This is a genomic window from Sphingomonas sp. 4RDLI-65, assembly GCF_049472435.1.
Taxonomy (GTDB): Bacteria; Pseudomonadota; Alphaproteobacteria; order Sphingomonadales; family Sphingomonadaceae; genus Sphingomonas.
The window spans coordinates 116,846-134,713 of sequence record NZ_JBCEBT010000008.1 but is presented as its reverse complement, the minus strand read 5'-3'; the positions used below and the strand labels follow the sequence as shown (position 1 = coordinate 134,713).

The 17,868-nt window shown below is 65.6% G+C and carries 14 protein-coding genes and 1 tRNA gene; 4 read left to right on the top strand and 11 right to left on the bottom strand.

Annotated features, from left to right (window positions below; translation table 11 throughout):
• Positions 1 to 2 precede the first annotated feature (2 nt).
• The 4 genes from treY to glgX are packed head-to-tail and all read right to left on the bottom strand — an operon-like array spanning position 3 to position 8,198.
• Positions 3 to 2,429 carry a malto-oligosyltrehalose synthase gene (gene treY / locus VH567_RS15330; RefSeq protein WP_423327112.1) on the bottom strand — a complete coding sequence of 809 codons (2,427 nt, stop codon included), beginning with the start codon at positions 2,427 to 2,429 and terminating at the stop codon, positions 3 to 5.
• Positions 2,426 to 4,399: a 4-alpha-glucanotransferase gene (gene malQ, locus VH567_RS15325; RefSeq protein ID WP_423327111.1), complete on the bottom strand. Its 1,974-nt coding sequence runs from the start codon at positions 4,397 to 4,399 to the stop codon at positions 2,426 to 2,428. The genes treY and malQ overlap by 4 nt, the downstream gene beginning before the upstream one ends.
• Positions 4,396 to 6,099 carry a malto-oligosyltrehalose trehalohydrolase gene (treZ, locus tag VH567_RS15320; RefSeq protein ID WP_423327110.1) on the bottom strand — a complete coding sequence of 568 codons (1,704 nt, stop codon included), beginning with the start codon at positions 6,097 to 6,099 and terminating at the stop codon, positions 4,396 to 4,398. Before treZ ends, malQ begins: the two co-directional genes overlap by 4 nt.
• Positions 6,096 to 8,198: a glycogen debranching protein GlgX gene (glgX, locus tag VH567_RS15315; RefSeq protein ID WP_423327109.1), complete on the bottom strand. Its 2,103-nt coding sequence runs from the start codon at positions 8,196 to 8,198 to the stop codon at positions 6,096 to 6,098. The genes treZ and glgX overlap by 4 nt, the downstream gene beginning before the upstream one ends.
• A gap of 188 nt (positions 8,199 to 8,386) precedes the next feature.
• Here glgX and VH567_RS15310 point away from each other — a divergent pair, with 188 nt between their 5' ends.
• Positions 8,387 to 9,490, top strand: a complete 1,104-nt coding sequence (locus VH567_RS15310) for an NADH:flavin oxidoreductase/NADH oxidase (protein ID WP_423327108.1) — start codon at positions 8,387 to 8,389, stop codon at positions 9,488 to 9,490.
• 178 nt (positions 9,491 to 9,668) lie between these two features.
• Here the strand turns inward: VH567_RS15310 and VH567_RS15305 are convergent, their stop codons facing one another.
• From VH567_RS15305 to VH567_RS15295, 3 genes are read right to left on the bottom strand one after another with little or no spacing between them, the layout of a single operon-like run.
• Positions 9,669 to 10,472 (bottom strand): SDR family NAD(P)-dependent oxidoreductase, encoded by an 804-nt coding sequence (locus VH567_RS15305; protein ID WP_423327107.1) that lies wholly within the window; start codon positions 10,470 to 10,472, stop codon positions 9,669 to 9,671.
• 25 nt (positions 10,473 to 10,497) lie between these two features.
• Positions 10,498 to 12,333 carry a glycoside hydrolase family 15 protein gene (locus VH567_RS15300; RefSeq protein WP_423327106.1) on the bottom strand — a complete coding sequence of 612 codons (1,836 nt, stop codon included), beginning with the start codon at positions 12,331 to 12,333 and terminating at the stop codon, positions 10,498 to 10,500.
• A complete protein-coding gene (locus tag VH567_RS15295; protein ID WP_423327105.1) occupies positions 12,326 to 13,117 on the bottom strand; it encodes a glucose 1-dehydrogenase in 792 nt (263 codons plus the stop codon). Before VH567_RS15295 ends, VH567_RS15300 begins: the two co-directional genes overlap by 8 nt.
• A gap of 170 nt (positions 13,118 to 13,287) precedes the next feature.
• On the opposite strand from VH567_RS15295, the gene VH567_RS15290 reads away from it, so the two are divergent.
• Both VH567_RS15290 and VH567_RS15285 read left to right on the top strand, forming a co-directional pair.
• Complete coding sequence (locus tag VH567_RS15290) at positions 13,288 to 15,435, top strand: catalase (protein ID WP_423327104.1); 2,148 nt, start codon at positions 13,288 to 13,290, stop codon at positions 15,433 to 15,435.
• Positions 15,436 to 15,645: 210 nt separating this feature from the next.
• Positions 15,646 to 15,801 carry a hypothetical protein gene (locus tag VH567_RS15285; RefSeq protein WP_423327103.1) on the top strand — a complete coding sequence of 52 codons (156 nt, stop codon included), beginning with the start codon at positions 15,646 to 15,648 and terminating at the stop codon, positions 15,799 to 15,801.
• A 7-nt stretch (positions 15,802 to 15,808) separates the two neighbouring features.
• Here the strand turns inward: VH567_RS15285 and VH567_RS15280 are convergent, their stop codons facing one another.
• The gene (locus VH567_RS15280) at positions 15,809 to 16,222 is read right to left on the bottom strand and encodes a hypothetical protein (RefSeq protein ID WP_423327102.1); all 414 of its coding nucleotides are present in this window, start codon (positions 16,220 to 16,222) and stop codon (positions 15,809 to 15,811) included.
• A 12-nt stretch (positions 16,223 to 16,234) separates the two neighbouring features.
• On the opposite strand from VH567_RS15280, the gene VH567_RS15275 reads away from it, so the two are divergent.
• Positions 16,235 to 16,324: transfer RNA gene (locus tag VH567_RS15275), tRNA-Ser, on the top strand.
• A 24-nt stretch (positions 16,325 to 16,348) separates the two neighbouring features.
• Here the strand turns inward: VH567_RS15275 and VH567_RS15270 are convergent.
• The 3 genes from VH567_RS15270 to grxC are packed head-to-tail and all read right to left on the bottom strand — an operon-like array spanning position 16,349 to position 17,858.
• Positions 16,349 to 16,780 (bottom strand): DUF1178 family protein, encoded by a 432-nt coding sequence (locus VH567_RS15270; protein ID WP_423327101.1) that lies wholly within the window; start codon positions 16,778 to 16,780, stop codon positions 16,349 to 16,351.
• Entirely contained in the window at positions 16,777 to 17,604 is an 828-nt protein-coding gene (locus tag VH567_RS15265) for a carbon-nitrogen hydrolase family protein (protein ID WP_423327100.1), read from the bottom strand. Before VH567_RS15265 ends, VH567_RS15270 begins: the two co-directional genes overlap by 4 nt.
• Positions 17,604 to 17,858 (bottom strand): glutaredoxin 3, encoded by a 255-nt coding sequence (gene grxC / locus VH567_RS15260; protein ID WP_423327099.1) that lies wholly within the window; start codon positions 17,856 to 17,858, stop codon positions 17,604 to 17,606. Before grxC ends, VH567_RS15265 begins: the two co-directional genes overlap by 1 nt.
• Between the last annotated feature and the right edge of the window lie 10 nt (positions 17,859 to 17,868).

Sequence of the window (17,868 nt, the reverse complement as noted above, 5' to 3'; positions counted from 1 at the left end):
GCTCAGCCTTTTGCGGGCAGCATCTCGATCGAAACGGAACGCTCGCCGAGCAGATCGGCGAGCCGTTCGCCGGATGCGAGCGCGGTGTCGCCCCACCAATCGCGGGCGTCGATCCGGTCTAGATGGCGCTCGGCACAGCGTAGCGGGATCACACAACGCATAATTGCGTCCGCACCGATCCGACGAAACGCAATGGCCTGGTCGGCGCGGATACCAGTTAACGCGATGGGCTCGTAGCTTCCCTCCGAGAACACTCTGGGATGCGTCCGTCGCAGCGCGAGAAGCTGTCGGATCAGCGCCATCTTTGCTGGCGTATCAGCGGCTAGCGACGCCTGAAGGTACGCGTAATCTACCGGACGGCGGTTGTCAGGATCGACCAGACTTAGATCGGCAATCTCCGTGCCCTGATACAGATCGGGGACGCCAGGAACGGTATAGCGCAGCGCGACCTGCGCGAGGCCGTTTGCCGCCGCCGCGGGGGCAATCCGCACGACGAACGCGGTCATGTCGTCGAGGAAAGCCTGCGACCGCTCGGAATCAAGCAGCGCGCGAGCCAGATCGTGGCAGCGGCTCTCGTAAGCCTCGTCCGGCGCCTCCCAGGACGAGCGCAGCTTTGCCTCGCGCAACGCCTTTTCCTGCCACGCGACGATACGCTCGGCAAAGTCCGACAATCCTTCCGTATCCGATGCAGTCAGGCCTTCGGGCCAAGCGCCGAACAGCGTCTGGAGCAGCATGTAGGCGTCGGCAGGATCGACCCCGTCGGCAAACGACGCGGCGAGTTCGCGCCAACGTTCCACGCGCGCGCGCCAGAGATCGGGCAGTTCGCTCAACACCGCGAGCCGTGCGCGGACGTCTTCGCCCCGCTTGTGGTCATGCGTGGCGGTAGCGAGCATGGCCGCCGGCCAATCGCGAGCGCGCTCGACCATGGCCGCGTGGAAATCGTCGATATCAAGCGACATGCGAGCCGCGTCGAAGCCGACGTCGTTGCGTGAGAGCAGGCGACCATAGCGGTAGAATGCGGTGTCCTCGACCGCCTTGGCCGCAATCGGCGCAGAGAGTTGCTGGAACTTGCGCACCGCTTCGGCTGCGAGCTTTGGGTCCCCAGGTCCCTCGCCTGCCAGCCATGCGAGTATCCGCTCGACCACCGCGTCCTCGCCCGGCGGGACGAATTGCGCGACGCGCTGGCGGACCGTCTCGCGGATCGCAGCGTCTGCTGCCGGGGCGGCATCGCCCGTCCCATAGGTACGATAGACGGGAAAGACCCACAGCAGGCGCTCGATCGCGCGGTCGAGCATGCCGCGCGTCAGGCCGTCGCATTCGGGCGTCGATCGGGCGAGCACGACGAAGGCGTCGACGCAGCGGCGGCGCTGGCCATCGAACTGCCACGCTAGCAATTCCTGCCGCGCGCGCAGTTCCTCGGGCGCGAAGTCAGCGGACCGACCGCTGATGTCCGCCCAGAGTTCTGCGAGCGGTTCGGCATTGGCAGGCGCGTGGAGCAAGGCCGTGACCTGCTCCATAAAATCGTAGCCGCTTGTGCCATCGACGCCCCAGTCGGTCGCGAGCGGTTCGCCGTCGGCAAGGATCTTCTCAATGACGATGTAGGCCGGACCGGGCGGCGCGTCGGCGGGACGCTCGATCGCATCGAAACTCGCACGGAGCTGACGGCAATAGCCCGCGGGGTCGGTCAGCCCGTCGACGTGATCGACGCGGACGCCGTCGATCAGGCCCTCGGCGTAGAGACGGAAATAGAGCGCGTGTGTTGCCTCAAACACGACCGGGTCTTCGGCGCGGAGGCCGGCGAGGTCGTTGATCGTGAAGAACCGCCGCCAGTTGAGTTCGTCGTTGGCGACGCGCCACGAGGCGAGGCGGTAGTGCTGGCGATCGACCAGCGCGGAAATGTCGCCGGTCGTTGCGGTGGCCTGATCCTCGTCGCGGATCGGCAGGCGATGTTCGCCATACGCTTCGAGGACATAGCGGCCGTCGACCTGCTCGACCTTGAGCGTGCCGTTCGTGACCGTCTCGGCAAGCGGATCGCCCAAGATTGGGAGGACCAGCTTCTCGCGCCAGTCGATGTCGAAGTAGCGCGCGAATTCGCTGGTTTCGCCGTGCGTTAGGACATCATTCCACCACGCGTTCTCACCACCGGCGACGCCCATGTGGTTGGGGACGATGTCGATAATGACGCCCATGGCGCGCGCGCGGAGTGCTGCAACTAGGCTGCGGAACGCCTCTTCGCCGCCGAGTTCGGGGTTGATCCGGGTAGGGTCGACGACGTCGTAGCCGTGGGTGGATCCGCTGCGGGCAGTCGTGATCGGCGAGGCGTAGAGGTGGCTGATCCCGAGGTCGTCGAGATACGGCACCAACGCCTCCGCATCGGCGAAGGTGAAGTCCTCGTGGAACTGGAAGCGGTAGGTTGCGCGGGGGGTCATGCGGGTCTCGCGGCGTTGAGCGTGTCGATGCGGGCGGCGATTTCGGGGCGTTGCAGGAGCGCCTCGGTCGTGTCGGGCATGCAGCGTCGCCAATTGGGATGTTCGTCGATCGTGCCGGGGAGGTTCGGTTGCTCGATTAGTCCGGCGAGATCCTCGATGGGGATGATCGCAAGTGTGCAAGGCGTGCTGGCGACATGCGAGATAGCGGCGTCGACCACCGCCGCGGTATCTTCAAGCGCGGGTTGGTCGCTGGCCGTGTCGAACGCGGACCAAAGCGCGGTGCGATCCTCGGCGCGGGCTGCACGGTCTGCTTGTTCGTCGACGGCGTCGGACTTGCGGCCGAGCTCCCAGGTCCAGTCGATGTCGCGGACGCTCCACCAACCGGCGACCGTCGCGAGATCGTGCGTGCCGGTCATTGCCACCGCATCGGTAGACCATTTCGCCGGGGGCACGAAGCCGTCCGTATCGCGCTCGAACCATAGCACGCGCATCCCGAGCATCGCGCGCGCGTCCATCGTCTCGCGGAAGCCGTCGGGAACGGTGCCAAGATCTTCGCCGATGACTATAGCTCTAGCCCGCTGGGACTCCATCGCGATGATCCGCATCATGTCGTCGAAGGGCATATCGAGATAGGCGCCTTCCGCCGCCGACGCGCCCTCGGGGACGACCCACAGGCGGCGCAGGCCGAATGCATGGTCGATGCGGATACCGCCGGCATGCGCGAGCGCCGCGCGGATCGTGGCGATGAACGGGGCGAAGCTGGTTTCGCGCAGCGCGTGCGGATCGAAGCCGGTGATGCCCCAGCTTTGGCCATCGGGGCCGAGCGGATCGGGGGGCGCGCCGATCGACAGACCGGTCAGCAGGTCGCCGCGGCGGCTCCAGCCGTGGCTGCCGCCGGGGTCCATGCCGACGGCGAGATCGGCGATGAGGCCGATCGCCATGCCCGCGTTCTTGGCGGCGGTCTGCGCGGCATCGAGATCGCGGCGGGCGAGCCATTGGAGGAAGACGTAGAAGGTGACGTCCTCGGCATGCTCGGTGACGAAGCGGCGGACGGCTGGGCTGTCAGGATTGTGATACTCGGCCGGCCATTGCTGCCAGCCGCGCGCACCGGTGGTCGCGAAGAAATGGGCGTGGAGGGCATCGAACTCGGCGTGGCGTTCGAGGTCGTCTCCGGCCTCCCGCCTGAACGCATCGAGGGGTTTGCCAAGTTTCCGAGCATCTTGGTCGAAGGTCTTGCGAAGACGTGCGAGCTTTGTGGGTATCCCGCTCTGCCAGTCGATCAAGTCTGACACGGGACCATCCGAGGTCCCGCCGAACGCAGACGAATCGGCATAGAGGCCGTTGAGGAATTGCCGGCTCGACGGTGCGTAGGGGCTGTACCGACTGGCGTCCGCGGGGAAGAGCGCATGCATGGGGCTGATCGCGAGGGCGTCCGCGCCGCGCTCGCCAAATGCTCGGGCGGCGTCGGCGAGCGTGCCGAAGTCGCCGAATGCCTTTGCCGTTTCACTGCGTAGGCTCGGGATTTGAACCGCGGGTGCCCAGAGCTTGCGCCCCCGTACGGCGTCGGCGATCGTGTAGCAGCGTCGCGGACCGACGAGCAGGTCGATCAGATCGTCGCCGACTTCGAGACGGTGATAACCGATGTGCTCGATCGGCTTGAGCGCGCCTCGGTCGATCGTAACCGACGTCCGGGTGCCGTTTTCGAGGGTGAGTTCGGCCTTGCCGGATAGCGTGGTCGCAAGTTGGATCGGATCGCCGACGTCGACGGACAGGAAGCGGGGCGCTCGCGCGGTCCTGGTCGCGATCGCTGTGAGGCTGTCGACGATCTGCGTGGCGCTCGCGGATGGGTGCCCGAGGCAATCGAGGATCGCCCGCAACGCCTCGTCTGATACCGTCTGACGGCGGCCGCCCGCGTCCCGCCATTCGGGTTGCAGGCCGGCGGCGATGGCGAGTTTTTGCAGGCTGCTCATGGCTGTAGCCAGACTGCGATGCTGCCGGGCTGGCCGGCGTCGCCATCGGCGTAAGTGGGTGCGGCTTCAATCTCGGGGAACGCAACCGCCTCATCGCCGAGGTTCAGGGCAATCGTCAGGACCGCGCGGTCGGCCATCTTCCAGCGTGCGACGACCGCCCCCTCGCCGATCGCTTCGGCGCCGATCGCGGCCGCATTGCGCAGGCGGGGGATGATCTGCTCGTGGCGGATTTTCAGCAGGTTACGGTACAGGTCTTGCCACGCCGTCGCATCTGCTCCGGGGTGCGCGTGGGATCGGTGGAAGGTCTCGTGCGCGTTCGGATCGGGGATCGCTTCGCGCGCTTCGGGATCGGCGAAGGCGGCGAACTTGGCGAATTCCTTGCGTCGGCCTTCGCGGACTGCGTCGGCGAGGTCGTCGTGGAAGTCGGTGAAGAACAGGAACGGGCTCTCGCTGCCGTGGTCGTCGCCGATGAACAGCAATGGGATCTGTGGACCCAGCAGGAGCAATGCGGTGGCAGCGCGGAGCTTCTGGCGATCGGCGAGAAGCGTCAGGCGTTCGCCCAGTGCGCGGTTGCCGATCTGGTCGTGGTTCTGGAGGAACGCGACGAACGCGGTTGGCGACAGGTGGGCGCTGGGCTTGCCGCGCGGCTTGCCGTCGTGGTTGGGTGAGCCCTCCCCCTGGTAGATAAAGCCCTCTCCCAGGCAGCGCGCGAGGCGGTCGGCGGGGCGGTCGGCGAAATCAGCATAATAGGCGCTCGTCTCGCCGGTGAGCAGGACGTGGAGGACGTTGTGGAAGTCGTCGTTCCACTGCGCGTCGTACCCGCTAGCGTGAAGGCGATCGGCGTCGTTGCCTTCGTTTTCGAGGACGAGGTGGATGTGGCGGCCGGCAGTTTTAGCGCGGAGTTCGGCAGCCATCGCGTCCAGAAAATCGTCGTTCTCGATCGCGTGGACTGCGTCGAAGCGGAGGCCGTCGAACTTGTACTCGTTTAGCCACATCAGCGCGTTGTCGACGAAATAGCGGTGAACCGGCGCCTGATCGACCGCGACTGCGCCGCCCCAGGGGGTGTCGACCTCCGCGTGGAAAAAGCCCTTCGCATAGGCGCCGAGGTAGTTTCCGTCGGGGCCGAAGTGATTGTAGACCACGTCGAGGAATACGGCCAAGCCGAGTTCGTGGGCGCGATCGATCAGCGCCTTCAGCTCGTCGGGGGTGCCGTAGCTTTCGGCGGGGGCGTAGGGGAGCACGCCGTCATAGCCCCAGTTGCGGGTGCCGCCGAATGCGTTGACGGGCATGAGTTCGATCGCGGTTATGCCTAGCGCGGCGATCTTCCAGAGGTGATCCGCGACGCCTGCGAAGCCGCCCAGCGTGCCGACATGGACCTCCTGGATGACCATCTCTTCCCACGGACGGCCGATCCAATCTGACGTGCGCCATTCGTAGGTGTGGTCGACGACGACGCTCCACCCATGGACGCCGCCCGATTGTGCTCGCGAGGCCGGATCCGGGACCGCGAGGTCGTCGCTCAGACGGAACCGGTACCGCGTATTTGGTCCTACGGACGCGGAGGTGCTGAACCAGCCGTCGGCACTGCGCGTCATGGGGACCGCATCGCCATCCGCGATCTCCAGAGTCACGACTTCGCGATCGGGAGCCCAGAGCCGGAACTTCGTTCCGTCTTCGGCGAGCGTCGGTCCCCAATTCATGCCGCTGCGATCGTCCACGCGAGCAACGCCGCACCCTGGGGGGGAAGCTCGTAGCTGTCCTTGATCGGCGTCGGCCCCTGATCCGGTTTGCTGCTGTCGATCAAGACGGTGCGCTCGACCTCTTCGGGCGGCGGCATGTGGAAGGTCAGCGGGCCCTCCGAGGCATTGAGGAAAAGTGAGATCACCTGGATCTCACCCGATTCCATCTCGCAGGCGCGGCGCATCACCAGCGCACGGCCATTGGTGTTGTCCCAATCCTCCGCCGTAAGTTGCTGGCCTCGCTCGTCCCACCATTCGATGTCCTTCAGACCCTCGGCCGGCGTGTCGTCGCCATAGAGAAAGTTGCCGGCGCGGAGCATCGGATAGTCACGACGTAGCGCGATCAGGCGCGCGGTGAAGTCGATCAGCGCATCGCCCTCGGGGGACTTCGCCTTGTTCCAGTCGAGCCAGCTGATCTCGTTGTCCTGGCAATAGGCGTTGTTGTTGCCGTTCTGCGTGCGACCGAACTCGTCGCCGGCGACCAGCATCGGCGTGCCGAGCGAGGCGAACAGCGTCGTCAGCATCGAGCGCATCACGCGCTGGCGGGTCTCGAGGATCGAGGCGTCGTCGGTCGGGCCTTCGACGCCCCAGTTGCGCGAGCAGTTGTTCGAATGGCCGTCGTTGTTGTCTTCACCGTTCGCTTCGTTGTGGCGCTCCTCGTAGGCGACGGTGTCGGCGAGCGTGTAGCCGTCGTGCGCGCCGAGCAGGTTGACGCTCGCCCAGGGGCGGCGTGCGCGGCGGTCGAACAGGTCTGCCGAGCCGGTCAGGCGCGCGGCGAGGTCGGCACGCTGGGCGTGATCGCCGCGCCAGAATTTCCGCACGGTATCGCGGTATTTGTCGTTCCATTCGGCGAAACCGGGGGGGAAGTTGCCGAGCTGATAGCCGCCGGGGCCGATGTCCCAAGGCTCGGTAATGAGCTTTAGCCTGCCGAGCACGGGGTCTTGGCGGAGCACGTCGAAGAAGCCTGCGCCGGGATCGAAACCGGTATCCGTCCGGCCCAGCGTCAGCCCGAGATCGAAGCGGAAGCCGTCGATGCCGAAGCTGGTCGCCCAGTAGCGCAGCGAATCCGCGACCATCTGGATCACGCGCGCCTTGGTGAGGTTCAGCGTGTTGCCGGTGCCGGTGTCGTTGATCGAGTAGCGGGGGTCGTCCTTCACCAGGCGGTAGTAGCTGGCGTTGTCGAGACCGCGCCAGGAAAGCGTCGGGCCCTGTTCCGAGCCTTCGCAGGTGTGGTTGTAGACGACGTCGAGGATCACCTCGATTCCGGCCGCGTGGAGGCGGCGGATCGAGCGACGGAGTTCGTCGTGGCTGTCGGTCGCGAAGAACGAGCGCTCTGGCGTGAAGAAATTGAGGGTGTTGTAGCCCCAGTAATTGCGCAGGCCCTTTTCCTGGAGGAAGCGGTCCTGGATGTAGGTGTGGATCGGCAGCAGCTCGATCGCGGTGACGCCGAGGCGCTTGAGGTGATCGATAACCTTGGGGTTGCCAAGCGCCGCGAAGGTGCCGCGCTCGGAGGGCTGGACCTCCTCGAAAAGCTTTGTCAGGCCCTTGGTATGCGCCTCGTAGATGACCGTCTCGGACCACGGCGTATTGGGCCGCACGTCGCGCGACCAGTCGAAATGGCTGTCGGTCACGACGCCCTTGGGCATCGTCAGCGCGCTGTCGCGCTTGTCGAAGCTCAGGTCCGCGCGCGGCGACTTCACCTGGTATCCATACATCGCGTCGGTCCAGCGGAGTTCGCCGATCATCTGCTTGGCGTACGGGTCGAGCAGCAGCTTGTTGGGGTTGAAGCGATGGCCTTCCTCGGGCGCGTACCGACCGTGTGCGCGGTAGCCATAGACAAGGCCGGGTTGCGCGTCGGGAAGGTAGCCGTGCCAGACTTCGTCGGTCCATTCGGGGAGCGCATAGCGCTTCAGTTCGCGGCGGCCGGTCTCGTCGTAGACGCAGAGTTCGATCTTCTCGGCATTGGCGGAATACACCGCGAAGTTGACGCCGAGGCCATCGAAGGTGGCGCCCAGCGGATAGGCCGAGCCGGCGTCGAGCGTGTCGGGCAGTAGATGCAAGGCGAGGACCCTTTTCGTGTCGTAATCGTCGCGCTGCGGGCGCGGCTTTATCGCGGTGCAGCATTCCTTGGCGTGAAACCCGCCCGCCGCGTCCTATGTTCCGCTTAACGCAGCGAGTTTTCGCGGCATCACTTTCAGCATCAAGAGGCCATCATGCGCATTCCTTCCAACCTCCGGTCGATCCTCGCATGAGCGGGCCGAAACTGTTCGAGCCGCTCGAGATCGGCAACCTGACGCTCGCGAACCGGATCGTGATCGCGCCGATGTGCCAGTATTCGGCCGAAAACGGTTGCATGAACGATTGGCATCAGATCCATCTCGGCCAGCTTGCGCTGTCGGGGGCGGCGCTGCTGACGATCGAGGCGAGCGCGGTGCTGCCCGAGGGGCGGATCACGCATGGCGATGTCGGGCTGTACGACGATGCGACCGAGGCGGCGATGGCGGGGGTGATCGAGAGCGTGCGGCGCTGGTCCGACATGCCGATCGCGATCCAGTTGTCGCATGCGGGGCGCAAGGCGTCGTGCGCCGTGCCGTGGAAGGGCGGGCTCCAGATCGCACCAGGCGAGGCCAATGGCTGGCAGACCGAGGGGCCTTCGACGGTCCCGTTCCTGCCGGAGGATAACGCACCGGTCGCGCTTGATGCCGAGGGGCTGGCGCGGGTGCGCGATGCTTTCGTGGCGGCGACGGTGCGCGCGGCGCGGCTCGGGATCGATGCGGTGCAGCTGCACGCGGCGCATGGGTATCTGTTGCACGAGTTCCTGTCGCCGCTGTCGAACCGGCGTGAGGACGAATATGGTGGCAGTCTCGAAAACCGGATGCGGTTCCCGCTTGAGGTGTTCGATGCGGTTCGGGCTGCATTTCCGGCCGAGCGGGCGGTGACGATGCGTGTGTCGGGGACCGACTGGGCCGAGGGCGGCTGGGATTCGGAACAGACGGTGGCGTTTGCCAAGGCGCTCGAAGCGCGGGGTTGCAGTGCGATCCATGTGTCGAGCGGGGGCAATACGCCTTCCCAGCAGATTCCGGTCGGGCCGAGCTATCAGGTGCCGCTTGCGCGGGCGGTGAAGCAGGCGGTGTCGATCCCGGTCGTCGCGGTTGGGCTGATCACCGATTTCGAGCAGGCCGAGGCGATTGTGGGCACGGGTGACGCGGACATGATCGCGCTGGCTCGGACGATTTTGTATGATCCGCGTTGGCCCTGGCATGCGGCGGCGCATCTTGGGGGGAAGGTTAAGGCGCCTAACCAGTATCTTCGGTCGCAGCCGCGGCAGTTTAAGGACTTGTTCGAGGGGTAAACCCCGCTCCTGCAATCCTCCCCCGCCAGGGGGAGGTGGCGCGGAGCGACGGAGGGGGAGGATACGCAACCTCGGTTGCACCTGCCTCCCCCTCCGTCAGGCAAGTGCCTGCCACCTCCCCCTGGCGGGGGAGGATTGCTCGGTTCCGCTCCAGTAGGAGTGGTAGATGGTTGGCGGGTTAGCCCGCCACGGTCATTACCGAGCCCGAATCCACGCGGATATCGGCGCCGTTGATGAAGCTCGCCCGCTCCGAGCAGAGGAACACGATCGCCGAGGCGACCTCTTCTGCGGTGCCGCGGCGCTTTAGCGTCATGCCGGGGCGCTCTTCCTCGAGGAACGTCTCGATTGCCTCGTCGAAGCTCGTACCCTTCTCGTCGGCGCGCTTCTTCATCATCTTGTCGGTCATCGGCGTGGCGATGAAGGCGGGCGAGACGGTGTTCACCAGCACGTTATCGCAGCCATAGGCTTTCGAGAGCCCCTTGGAGAGGCTGGAGATGCCTGCCTTCGACGCGCAATAGGCGAGTTCGTCGACATAGGGCTGCACTGCGTCTTCCGAGCTCATCAGCACGATGCGGCCCCATTTGGCGGCGCGCATCGCGGGAATCGCTTCGCGGCAGACGCGGACGGCGCCCATCAGGTTGATGTCGAGCGTCGACTGCCAGCCGGAATCGTCGACGTCGAGGAAGTCGCCGGTCGCGCCGGTCACGCCCGCGCAGTTGACGAGGATGTCGGGCTCGCCGAGCTGTTCGCGGACTTGGGCGAACAGCGCCTTCACGTCGTCGAGCTTGGTCAGGTCCGCTTCCACTGCGATCACCTCACCGTGTGCCTTCAACTCTGTCGCGCTCGCGTCGAGGTCGCCGCCGGGTTGGTCGGTGATCACGACGCGAACGCCCTCCTGCAAGAGCATCCGGGCGGTTTCCTTGCCCATGCCGCTGTCCGCGCCGGTGATGAGCGCGATCTTGCCTGCGATATCGAGGTTCATAGTCGTATCCTTGTGGGAGTGGAGGTCATGCCCAGGCCTTGGGCCCGCCATCGTCGAGCGCGCGGTCGAGGTAGAAGGCGGCGCTGATCAGCGCGAGGTGGCTGAACCCTTGTGGGAAATTGCCGAGGAAGCTGCCGTCCTGCGCGATTTCCTCGGCGAACAGGCCGAGGTGGTTGCCGTGCGCGAGCAGCTTCTCGAAGTTCCAGCGCGCCTCGTTCAGCCGCCCTGCCCGCGCGAGGCACTCGACGTACCAGAACGAGCAGGCGACGAACGTGCCCTCGGTGCCGGGCAGGCCGTCGTCGATCTTGTAGCGATACACCTGCCCGTCGTCGGACAGGTCCTCGCCAATCGCCTCCAGCGTCGCCAGCCATTTGGGATCGGTCGGGCCGATGAAGCGCACCAGCGGCATCATCAGCAGCGCGCCGTCGACCGCCTTGTCCTCGGGCTCATCGCCGATCGCGCGGACGAAACGGCCGAGGTCGTCGTTCCAGAAATTCGTCCAGATATCCTCGTTGATCGCGGTCCGAACCTCGGACCAGCGCACGAGTGGCGCGGGCAGCGAGCGTTTCTGCGCCAGCCGCACCGCGCGATCGACCGCGACCCAGCTCATCAGCCGGGAGTGGAGATAATGCTTCTTCGGCCCACGGACCTCCCAGATCCCCGAGTCCGGCGTCGCCCACGTCTCGCAGACCTGATCGACGATCCGGCAGATCGCCATCCAGGAATCATGCGCGATCGGCTCGCCATATTTGGTGCCGAGATAGGTCGCATCGAGCAGCGCGCCGTAGATGTCGTGCTGCGTCTGGTCCTTCGCCTCGTTGCCGACGACGATCGGCGTGGCGCCCTCGAACCCGGCGAGGTCGAGGTCGCGTTCGTCGGCGATCGGACCGCCGTCGAGTGCGTACATCACGCCGAGATGGCCCTTCGAACACGCCTGCGCGCGGTCCATCGTCCAGTGGAGGAAGTCGACCGCCTCGCTCTGGAAGCCGAGCCGCAGCAAGGCGTAGACGGTAAACGAGGAGTCGCGGATCCACGTCGCGCGGTAATCCCAGTTGCGGACGCCGCCGGGTGCCTCGGGCAGGCCAAAGGTGGCGGCGGCCGCGATCGAGCCATGTCGGCGCGAGGTCAGCAGTTTGAGCACCATCGCCGAGCGCTCGACGGTCTCGCGCCAGCGGCCGCGATAGCGCGACTGGCGGCTCCACGTCCGCCAATAGGCGATGTCCTTCTCGACGATCGCATCGAGCGCCTCGGTGTCGAGCGAGACGTCGTCGGGGTTGCTGAGGACCAGCGAGACGGTGTCGCCTTCGTTCAAGCGGATCTCGGCGGTCAGGTCGCAACCGTCCGCGACCAGCGACGCCGCGCCGTGGAGTGCCAGCGCCAAGCCGGTCTCGTGATCGAACCGCCCGCGCGAGACGTCGGCGCCGTTGGTGGTCACCGACGCCTTGCAGCCCGTCGCGCCGTAATCGAACCGTGGCGCGCACCGTACGCGGATCGTCGCCGCGCCGCGCGTGCAGGTCAGCCGCCGCACCAGTCGCGGCGGCGCATCGTTGACGTCGTTGCCGACCGGCATCAGGTCGACCAGATCGACGCTGGCCTGCGTGCCCATCCAGCGGGTGAGCAGGATGTTGGTCTCGGGCAGGTACATCTGGATGATCCGCGCATCGGGAAGATCGGGCTCGACCGCGAAATGCCCGCCCTTCTCACCGTCGAGCAGCCGCGCGAACACGGAGGCGCTGTCGAGGCACGGCCAGCAGAGATAGTCGATCGTGCCCGCCGTATCGACCAGCGCGATCGTCTCCAGATTACCGATCGCGCCGTGGTCCGCGATCGATATGGCTGGCTTATCCCCAAGCTCACCCATTGTCGCGGAAGCCGGGATACAGGCTCATGCCGCCGTCGATGGTGAGCGTCGACCCGACGATATAGTCCGCTGCGTCGGAGACGAGGAACAGCGCGGCACGCGCGACGTCCTCGGGGTCGCCGATCCGGCCATAGGGAATCAGTTCGAGCAGCTTGTCCTGGTCGGCGGTCGCATCCGCGTTGATCTCGGTCGCGATCGCGCCGGGGGCGATGCCGTTCACGCGGATGCGGTCGCCGGCGATCTCCTGTGCGAGCGTCCGCATCAGCATGCCGCTGCCGCCCTTCGACGCGGCGTAATTGGCGTGGCCTGCCCAGGGGATGACCTCGTGTACCGAGCTCATGAACAGGATCTTGCCGATCGACCGGCTGAAGCCGCGGTCGCCCTGCTTGCGGAACCGGCGGACCGCCTCGCGCGAGACGAGGAACTGCCCGGTCAAATTGACGTCGATGACGCGCTTCCAGTCCTCCAGCGTCAGGTCGGCATAGGCTGCGTCCTTCTGCATGCCGGCGTTGGCGAAGACGATGTCGACGCCGCCGAAGCGCTCGACCGTCTCGTCGAACAGTTTCAGCACTGCTGCCTCGTCCGACGTATCGGCTTCGCACGCGAAGGCCTCGCCGCCGGCCTGCTCGATCGCCTCGACCACCTCGCGCGCCTTGTCCGCGCTGCTGTTATAATTGACCGCGACCTTCGCGCCGGCCTTGGCAAAGGCGATGGCGGAGGCGCGGCCGAGGCCGGAGCTCGCGCCGGTGACGATCGCGGCCTGGCCTGTCAGGTCGATGTGCATGGCTGGTCCTTCGCTTGGGATTATCGCGGCTTAACGCGCGCCCTCCGGCATTTCTCCCTGCCCCCGCCCTGCCCGAGCAATCTCGCTGATCTGCGTTAACTCGCCATTTTCGGTGCAACTCTTACGCCTCGCCACGCGCTGTGGGTCCTGAGTAGCTACGAGGACGGCACATGACCAAGACCATCGCCAAGGATACCGGCACGCCACAAAAGGGCGCGAAATTCGAAACGCAGATCGGCGAAGGCGGCGAACTGCACCAGATCGCCAGCGGCAACGGCGCGGTCCTGACGACGCAGCAGGGCATTCCGGTCGCCGACGACCAGAACTCGCTGAAGGTCGGCGATCGCGGGCCGACGCTGCTCGAGGATTTCCACTTCCGCGAGAAGATCTTTCACTTCGATCACGAGCGTATCCCCGAGCGTGTCGTCCATGCGCGTGGTTACGGCGCCCACGGCACGTTCACGCTGACCGAAAGCCTGGAAGAATTCACCAGCGCCGGCATCCTGACCGAAGTCGGCGAGCAGACGCCGATGTTCCTCCGCTTCTCGACCGTGGCGGGCAACAAGGGTTCGCCCGATCTGGCGCGCGACGTGCGTGGCTTCGCGGTGAAGTTCTACACCAAGGAGGGCAATTGGGACGTCGTCGGGAACAACATCCCGGTGTTCTTCATCCAGGACGCGATCAAGTTCCCCGACCTGATCCATGCCGCCAAGGAAGAGCCCGATCGCGGCTTCCCGCAGGCGCAGACCGCGCATGACAATTTCTGGGACTTCATCAGCCTGACCCCGGAATCGATGCACATGGTCATGTGGATCATGTCCGATCGCACCATCCCGCGCGGCTTCCGCTTCGTCGAGGGCTTCGGCGTGCACACGTTCCGCCTCGTCAATGCCGAGGGCAAGGGCACGTACGTCAAGTTCCACTTCAAGCCGAAGCTGGGCCTCCAGTCGGTCGCGTGGAACGAAGCGGTCAAGATCAACGGTGCCGATCCCGACTTCCATCGTCGCGACCTGTGGGACGCGATCGACCAGGGCAACTTCCCCGAATGGGACATGGGCGTGCAGCTGTTCGACGACGACTTCGCCGACAATTTCGAGTTCGACGTGCTCGACGCGACCAAGGTCATTCCCGAGGAGCAGATCCCGGTACGGATGATCGGCAGCTTCAAGCTCGATCGTCTGGTCGATAATTTCTTCGCGGAGACCGAGCAGGTCGCGTTCTGCACGCAGAACATCGTGCCGGGGATCGGCTTCACCAACGATCCGCTGCTGCAGGGCCGCAACTTCTCGTATCTCGATACGCAGCTCAAGCGCCTCGGCAGCACCAACTTCACGCATATCCCGATCAATGCGCCGAAGATTCCGGTGAACAACTACCAGCAGGACGGCCACATGGCGATGCATGCCCGCAAGGGTCGTGCGAACTATGAGCCGAACAGCTGGGAAGGCACGCCGCGCGAGAGCCCAACCAAGGGCTATAAGCACTTCCCGTCGCAGGAAACGGGACGCAAGGCGCAGGTGCGGTCGGCGACGTTCGCCGATCATTACAGCCAGGCGCGGCAGTTCTTCATCAGCCAGACCGAGATCGAGCAGAAGCACATCGGCGATGCGCTGACGTTCGAGCTGTCTAAGGTCGAGCGGGTCGACATCCGCGAGTTGATGGTCGGGCATCTGCTCAACATCGACGAGAAGCTGGCGAAGACGGTTGCAACCGGTCTCGGCCTCAAGAAGATGCCGCCCAAGGCCAAGGCTGCGGTCGAGACGCGTACCGATCTGCCGGCTTCGGACGCGCTGAGCATCCTGAAGAACACCACCGGCAGCTTCGAGGGGCGCAAGCTCGGCATCCTCGTCACCGACGGGGCGCCGGCTGCGATCGTGCAGGCTCTGGTTGACGGGATCGTCGCGGCGAAGGCCACGTACGAGATCATCGCGCCCAAGGTTGCCGGCGCGACGCTCGATGACGGGACGCTCGCCGAGGGCAAGCAGAAGATCGATGGCGCGCCGTCGGTACTCTACGATGCCGTCGCGATCGTCGTATCCGCTGACGGTGCGAAGAAACTCGGCAAGGACAAGACCGCCAAGGACTTCGTCAGCGACGCGTTCGGGCATGCCAAGTTCATCGGCTTCAACGCCGACGCGAAGCCGTTCCTGGAAAAGGCCGGCATCGAGGACGAGGACATGGACGACGGCGTGATCGCGCTGGGCGGCAAGGGCGACGTCGACAAATTCCTCAAGACGCTCGGCAAGCTGCGCATCTGGGATCGCGAATTGAACGTCGACCTCGACGCACCTGCATTCGAAGACCCCGAGGCGGCTTGATTGCTTGGCCCCCGCTACCGCACGCTAGGCGTGCGGTAGCGGGGGTTGTTTAACGAGTTGACCGAGATCGGCCTTCGACTGGCCCTAATTCTCCGCTTAAGCAGTGAAAATCCGTCCAAGTGCAAACGGTTACCTAGTCGTAAAGGCGCACAGAACCTTTGGTTAACGCCTGGTCGGCATAGTGGCATCAATCGGACAGGATATCGATCGATGGCACGCAAACAGGACGTCTTCACGCTGGTCGGCGAGCGCATGCACAGGGCGCCTGGCGACGCCGGTCCCCGTATCACCTATGCGGACATGCCACCGATCGCCGATCTCATTCGCCGGATCGACCGCGCACTCATGGAGCGTCGCGCCGCCTGATCCCGCGCTATTCGACGACCTGATCGTGACTGTCGGCCGCGCGCATCGCCGCCGCATATAATTCGGCCGCCCGCCGTTCGCGTGGATCCTTGAACGCCGTATGCGGATCGGGCGCTTCGCCGGTGGCGCACAGCACCGCCCACAACGCAAACCGCCGCCCCGAATCGCGCTCGGTTCCGAACGCGATCACGACACGGTCACGTCCGGATTCCAGCACGGCCGGATCGAGCGCATCGATGTCGATGGTGCCGAAGAAATGCTGCGATATCGCATAGAGGTCCATGATCGCCTCATGCAACCGGCTCGGCAGGAACGCAATCCGCCCGCCCTGATCGGCACCCCGATCGGACCCGCGAGCGGATCGCCGATCGGGAGGTTGCGATCCGCTGGACGACCCCCTAGACGCGACCTTCCAGCGCATGGCGCGGGACGTGGAAGAGTGTCCGAGTGGTTTAAGGAACTGGTCTTGAAAACCAGCGATGGGGTAACTCATCCGTGGGTTCGAATCCCACCTCTTCCGCCACCATCCGCCGTCAAGCAGCGCAGATCAGTTCGTCTTTCCGGGCGGTACCACCGGCAGGGGCAGTGGCGCGATCGGTACGCCTTCGTCGACCAGCGCCTTCGCATCCGCCAGACTGGCCTGGCCGTGGATCATGACCTGCGCTTCCTCGCCCAGATGCATCGCACGGGCACGATCGGCGAACGCGGCGCCGACCCATTCCGACGCTTCGAGCGCTTTTGCCTGCTTTGCGGCGAGTGACGCCAAGGCGGATTTGACCGCCGTGGCGCTCGGTGGTGCGGGCTGGCGATTGCCCTTGGCGGGGATGGCGGGTGCCATCGGCGCCTTTGCCACGTCGCCATCGTCGCATAGCGGGCACCGGACATGCCCTGCTTCACGCTGCGTCTCGTATGCCGTGCTCGAGGCGAACCATGCCTCGAACACGTGACCGCCGCCGCATTTCAGGTCGAAGACGATCATCGCACGATCGTGACCGCCGGGATCGCACGACGGTGGGCGATCACCGGGATACGCGCGCGAACGGCCTCCACGCGTGTCTGGTCGATCTCGGCAAACGCCAGACCTGCCGCGTCGCCCATGTCGAGCAATACCTCGCCCCATGGGTCGATCACCAGCGAGTGGCCGTAGGTCGTCCGCCCGTCGGCATGCACCCCCGTCTGCGCAGCGGCGACGACGAACGCGCCCGCCTCGATGGCGCGCGCGCGAAGCAGGATATGCCAGTGCGCGGCGCCGGTGGGACGCGTGAAGGCGGCAGGAACCGACAGGATCGTCGCGCCGGCATCGCTGAGCGCGCGGTACAGGTCGGCGAACCGCAGATCGTAGCACACCGACGAGCCAAGCATGCCGACAGGGGTGTCGACGACCACCGCCGCATCGCCCGCGACATAGGCGGCGGACTCGCGCCAGCTTTCGCCGGTCGGCAGGTCGACGTCGAACAAATGCAGCTTGTCGTACCGCGCCCGGATCGCCCCGCTGGCATCGATGACGAAGCCGCGATTGGCGTATCGGCCATCCGGCCGCCGTACCGCGAGCGAACCGAGATGGACCCAAAGGCCGGCTTCCGCAGCGGCGGCGCGCACGGCCGCCAGTACCGGATCATCGTCTTCCGCGACGATCGAGGCCGCCGCCCGCGATCGATCGCGGTCGATCAATCCGGACATCTCCGGCGTATACAACATGGCGGCGCCTGCCCGCCCCGCTTCGGCTATCGCCGCGGTCAGCGTCACGGCGTTGACGGCGGGATCGATCCCGCTCGTCATCTGGAGAACGCCGATCTTCGCCATCAGGCGAGCAGCGGGTCGAGACCACCCTTGGCGTCGAGCGCGGCGAGATCATCCGATCCGCCGATGTGCTTTCCGTCGATGAAGACCTGCGGCATCGTCATGCGGCCGCCCGACCGCTCGACCATCTCCGCCTTTTTCGGGCCGCCCATCGTGACGTCGAAATTCTCGGGCTCGACACCCTTGGATGCGAGGAGCTTCAGTGCGCGCGTGCAATACGGGCAAAACGCTTTGGTGTAGATTTCAACTTTAGCCATGACCGGGAAA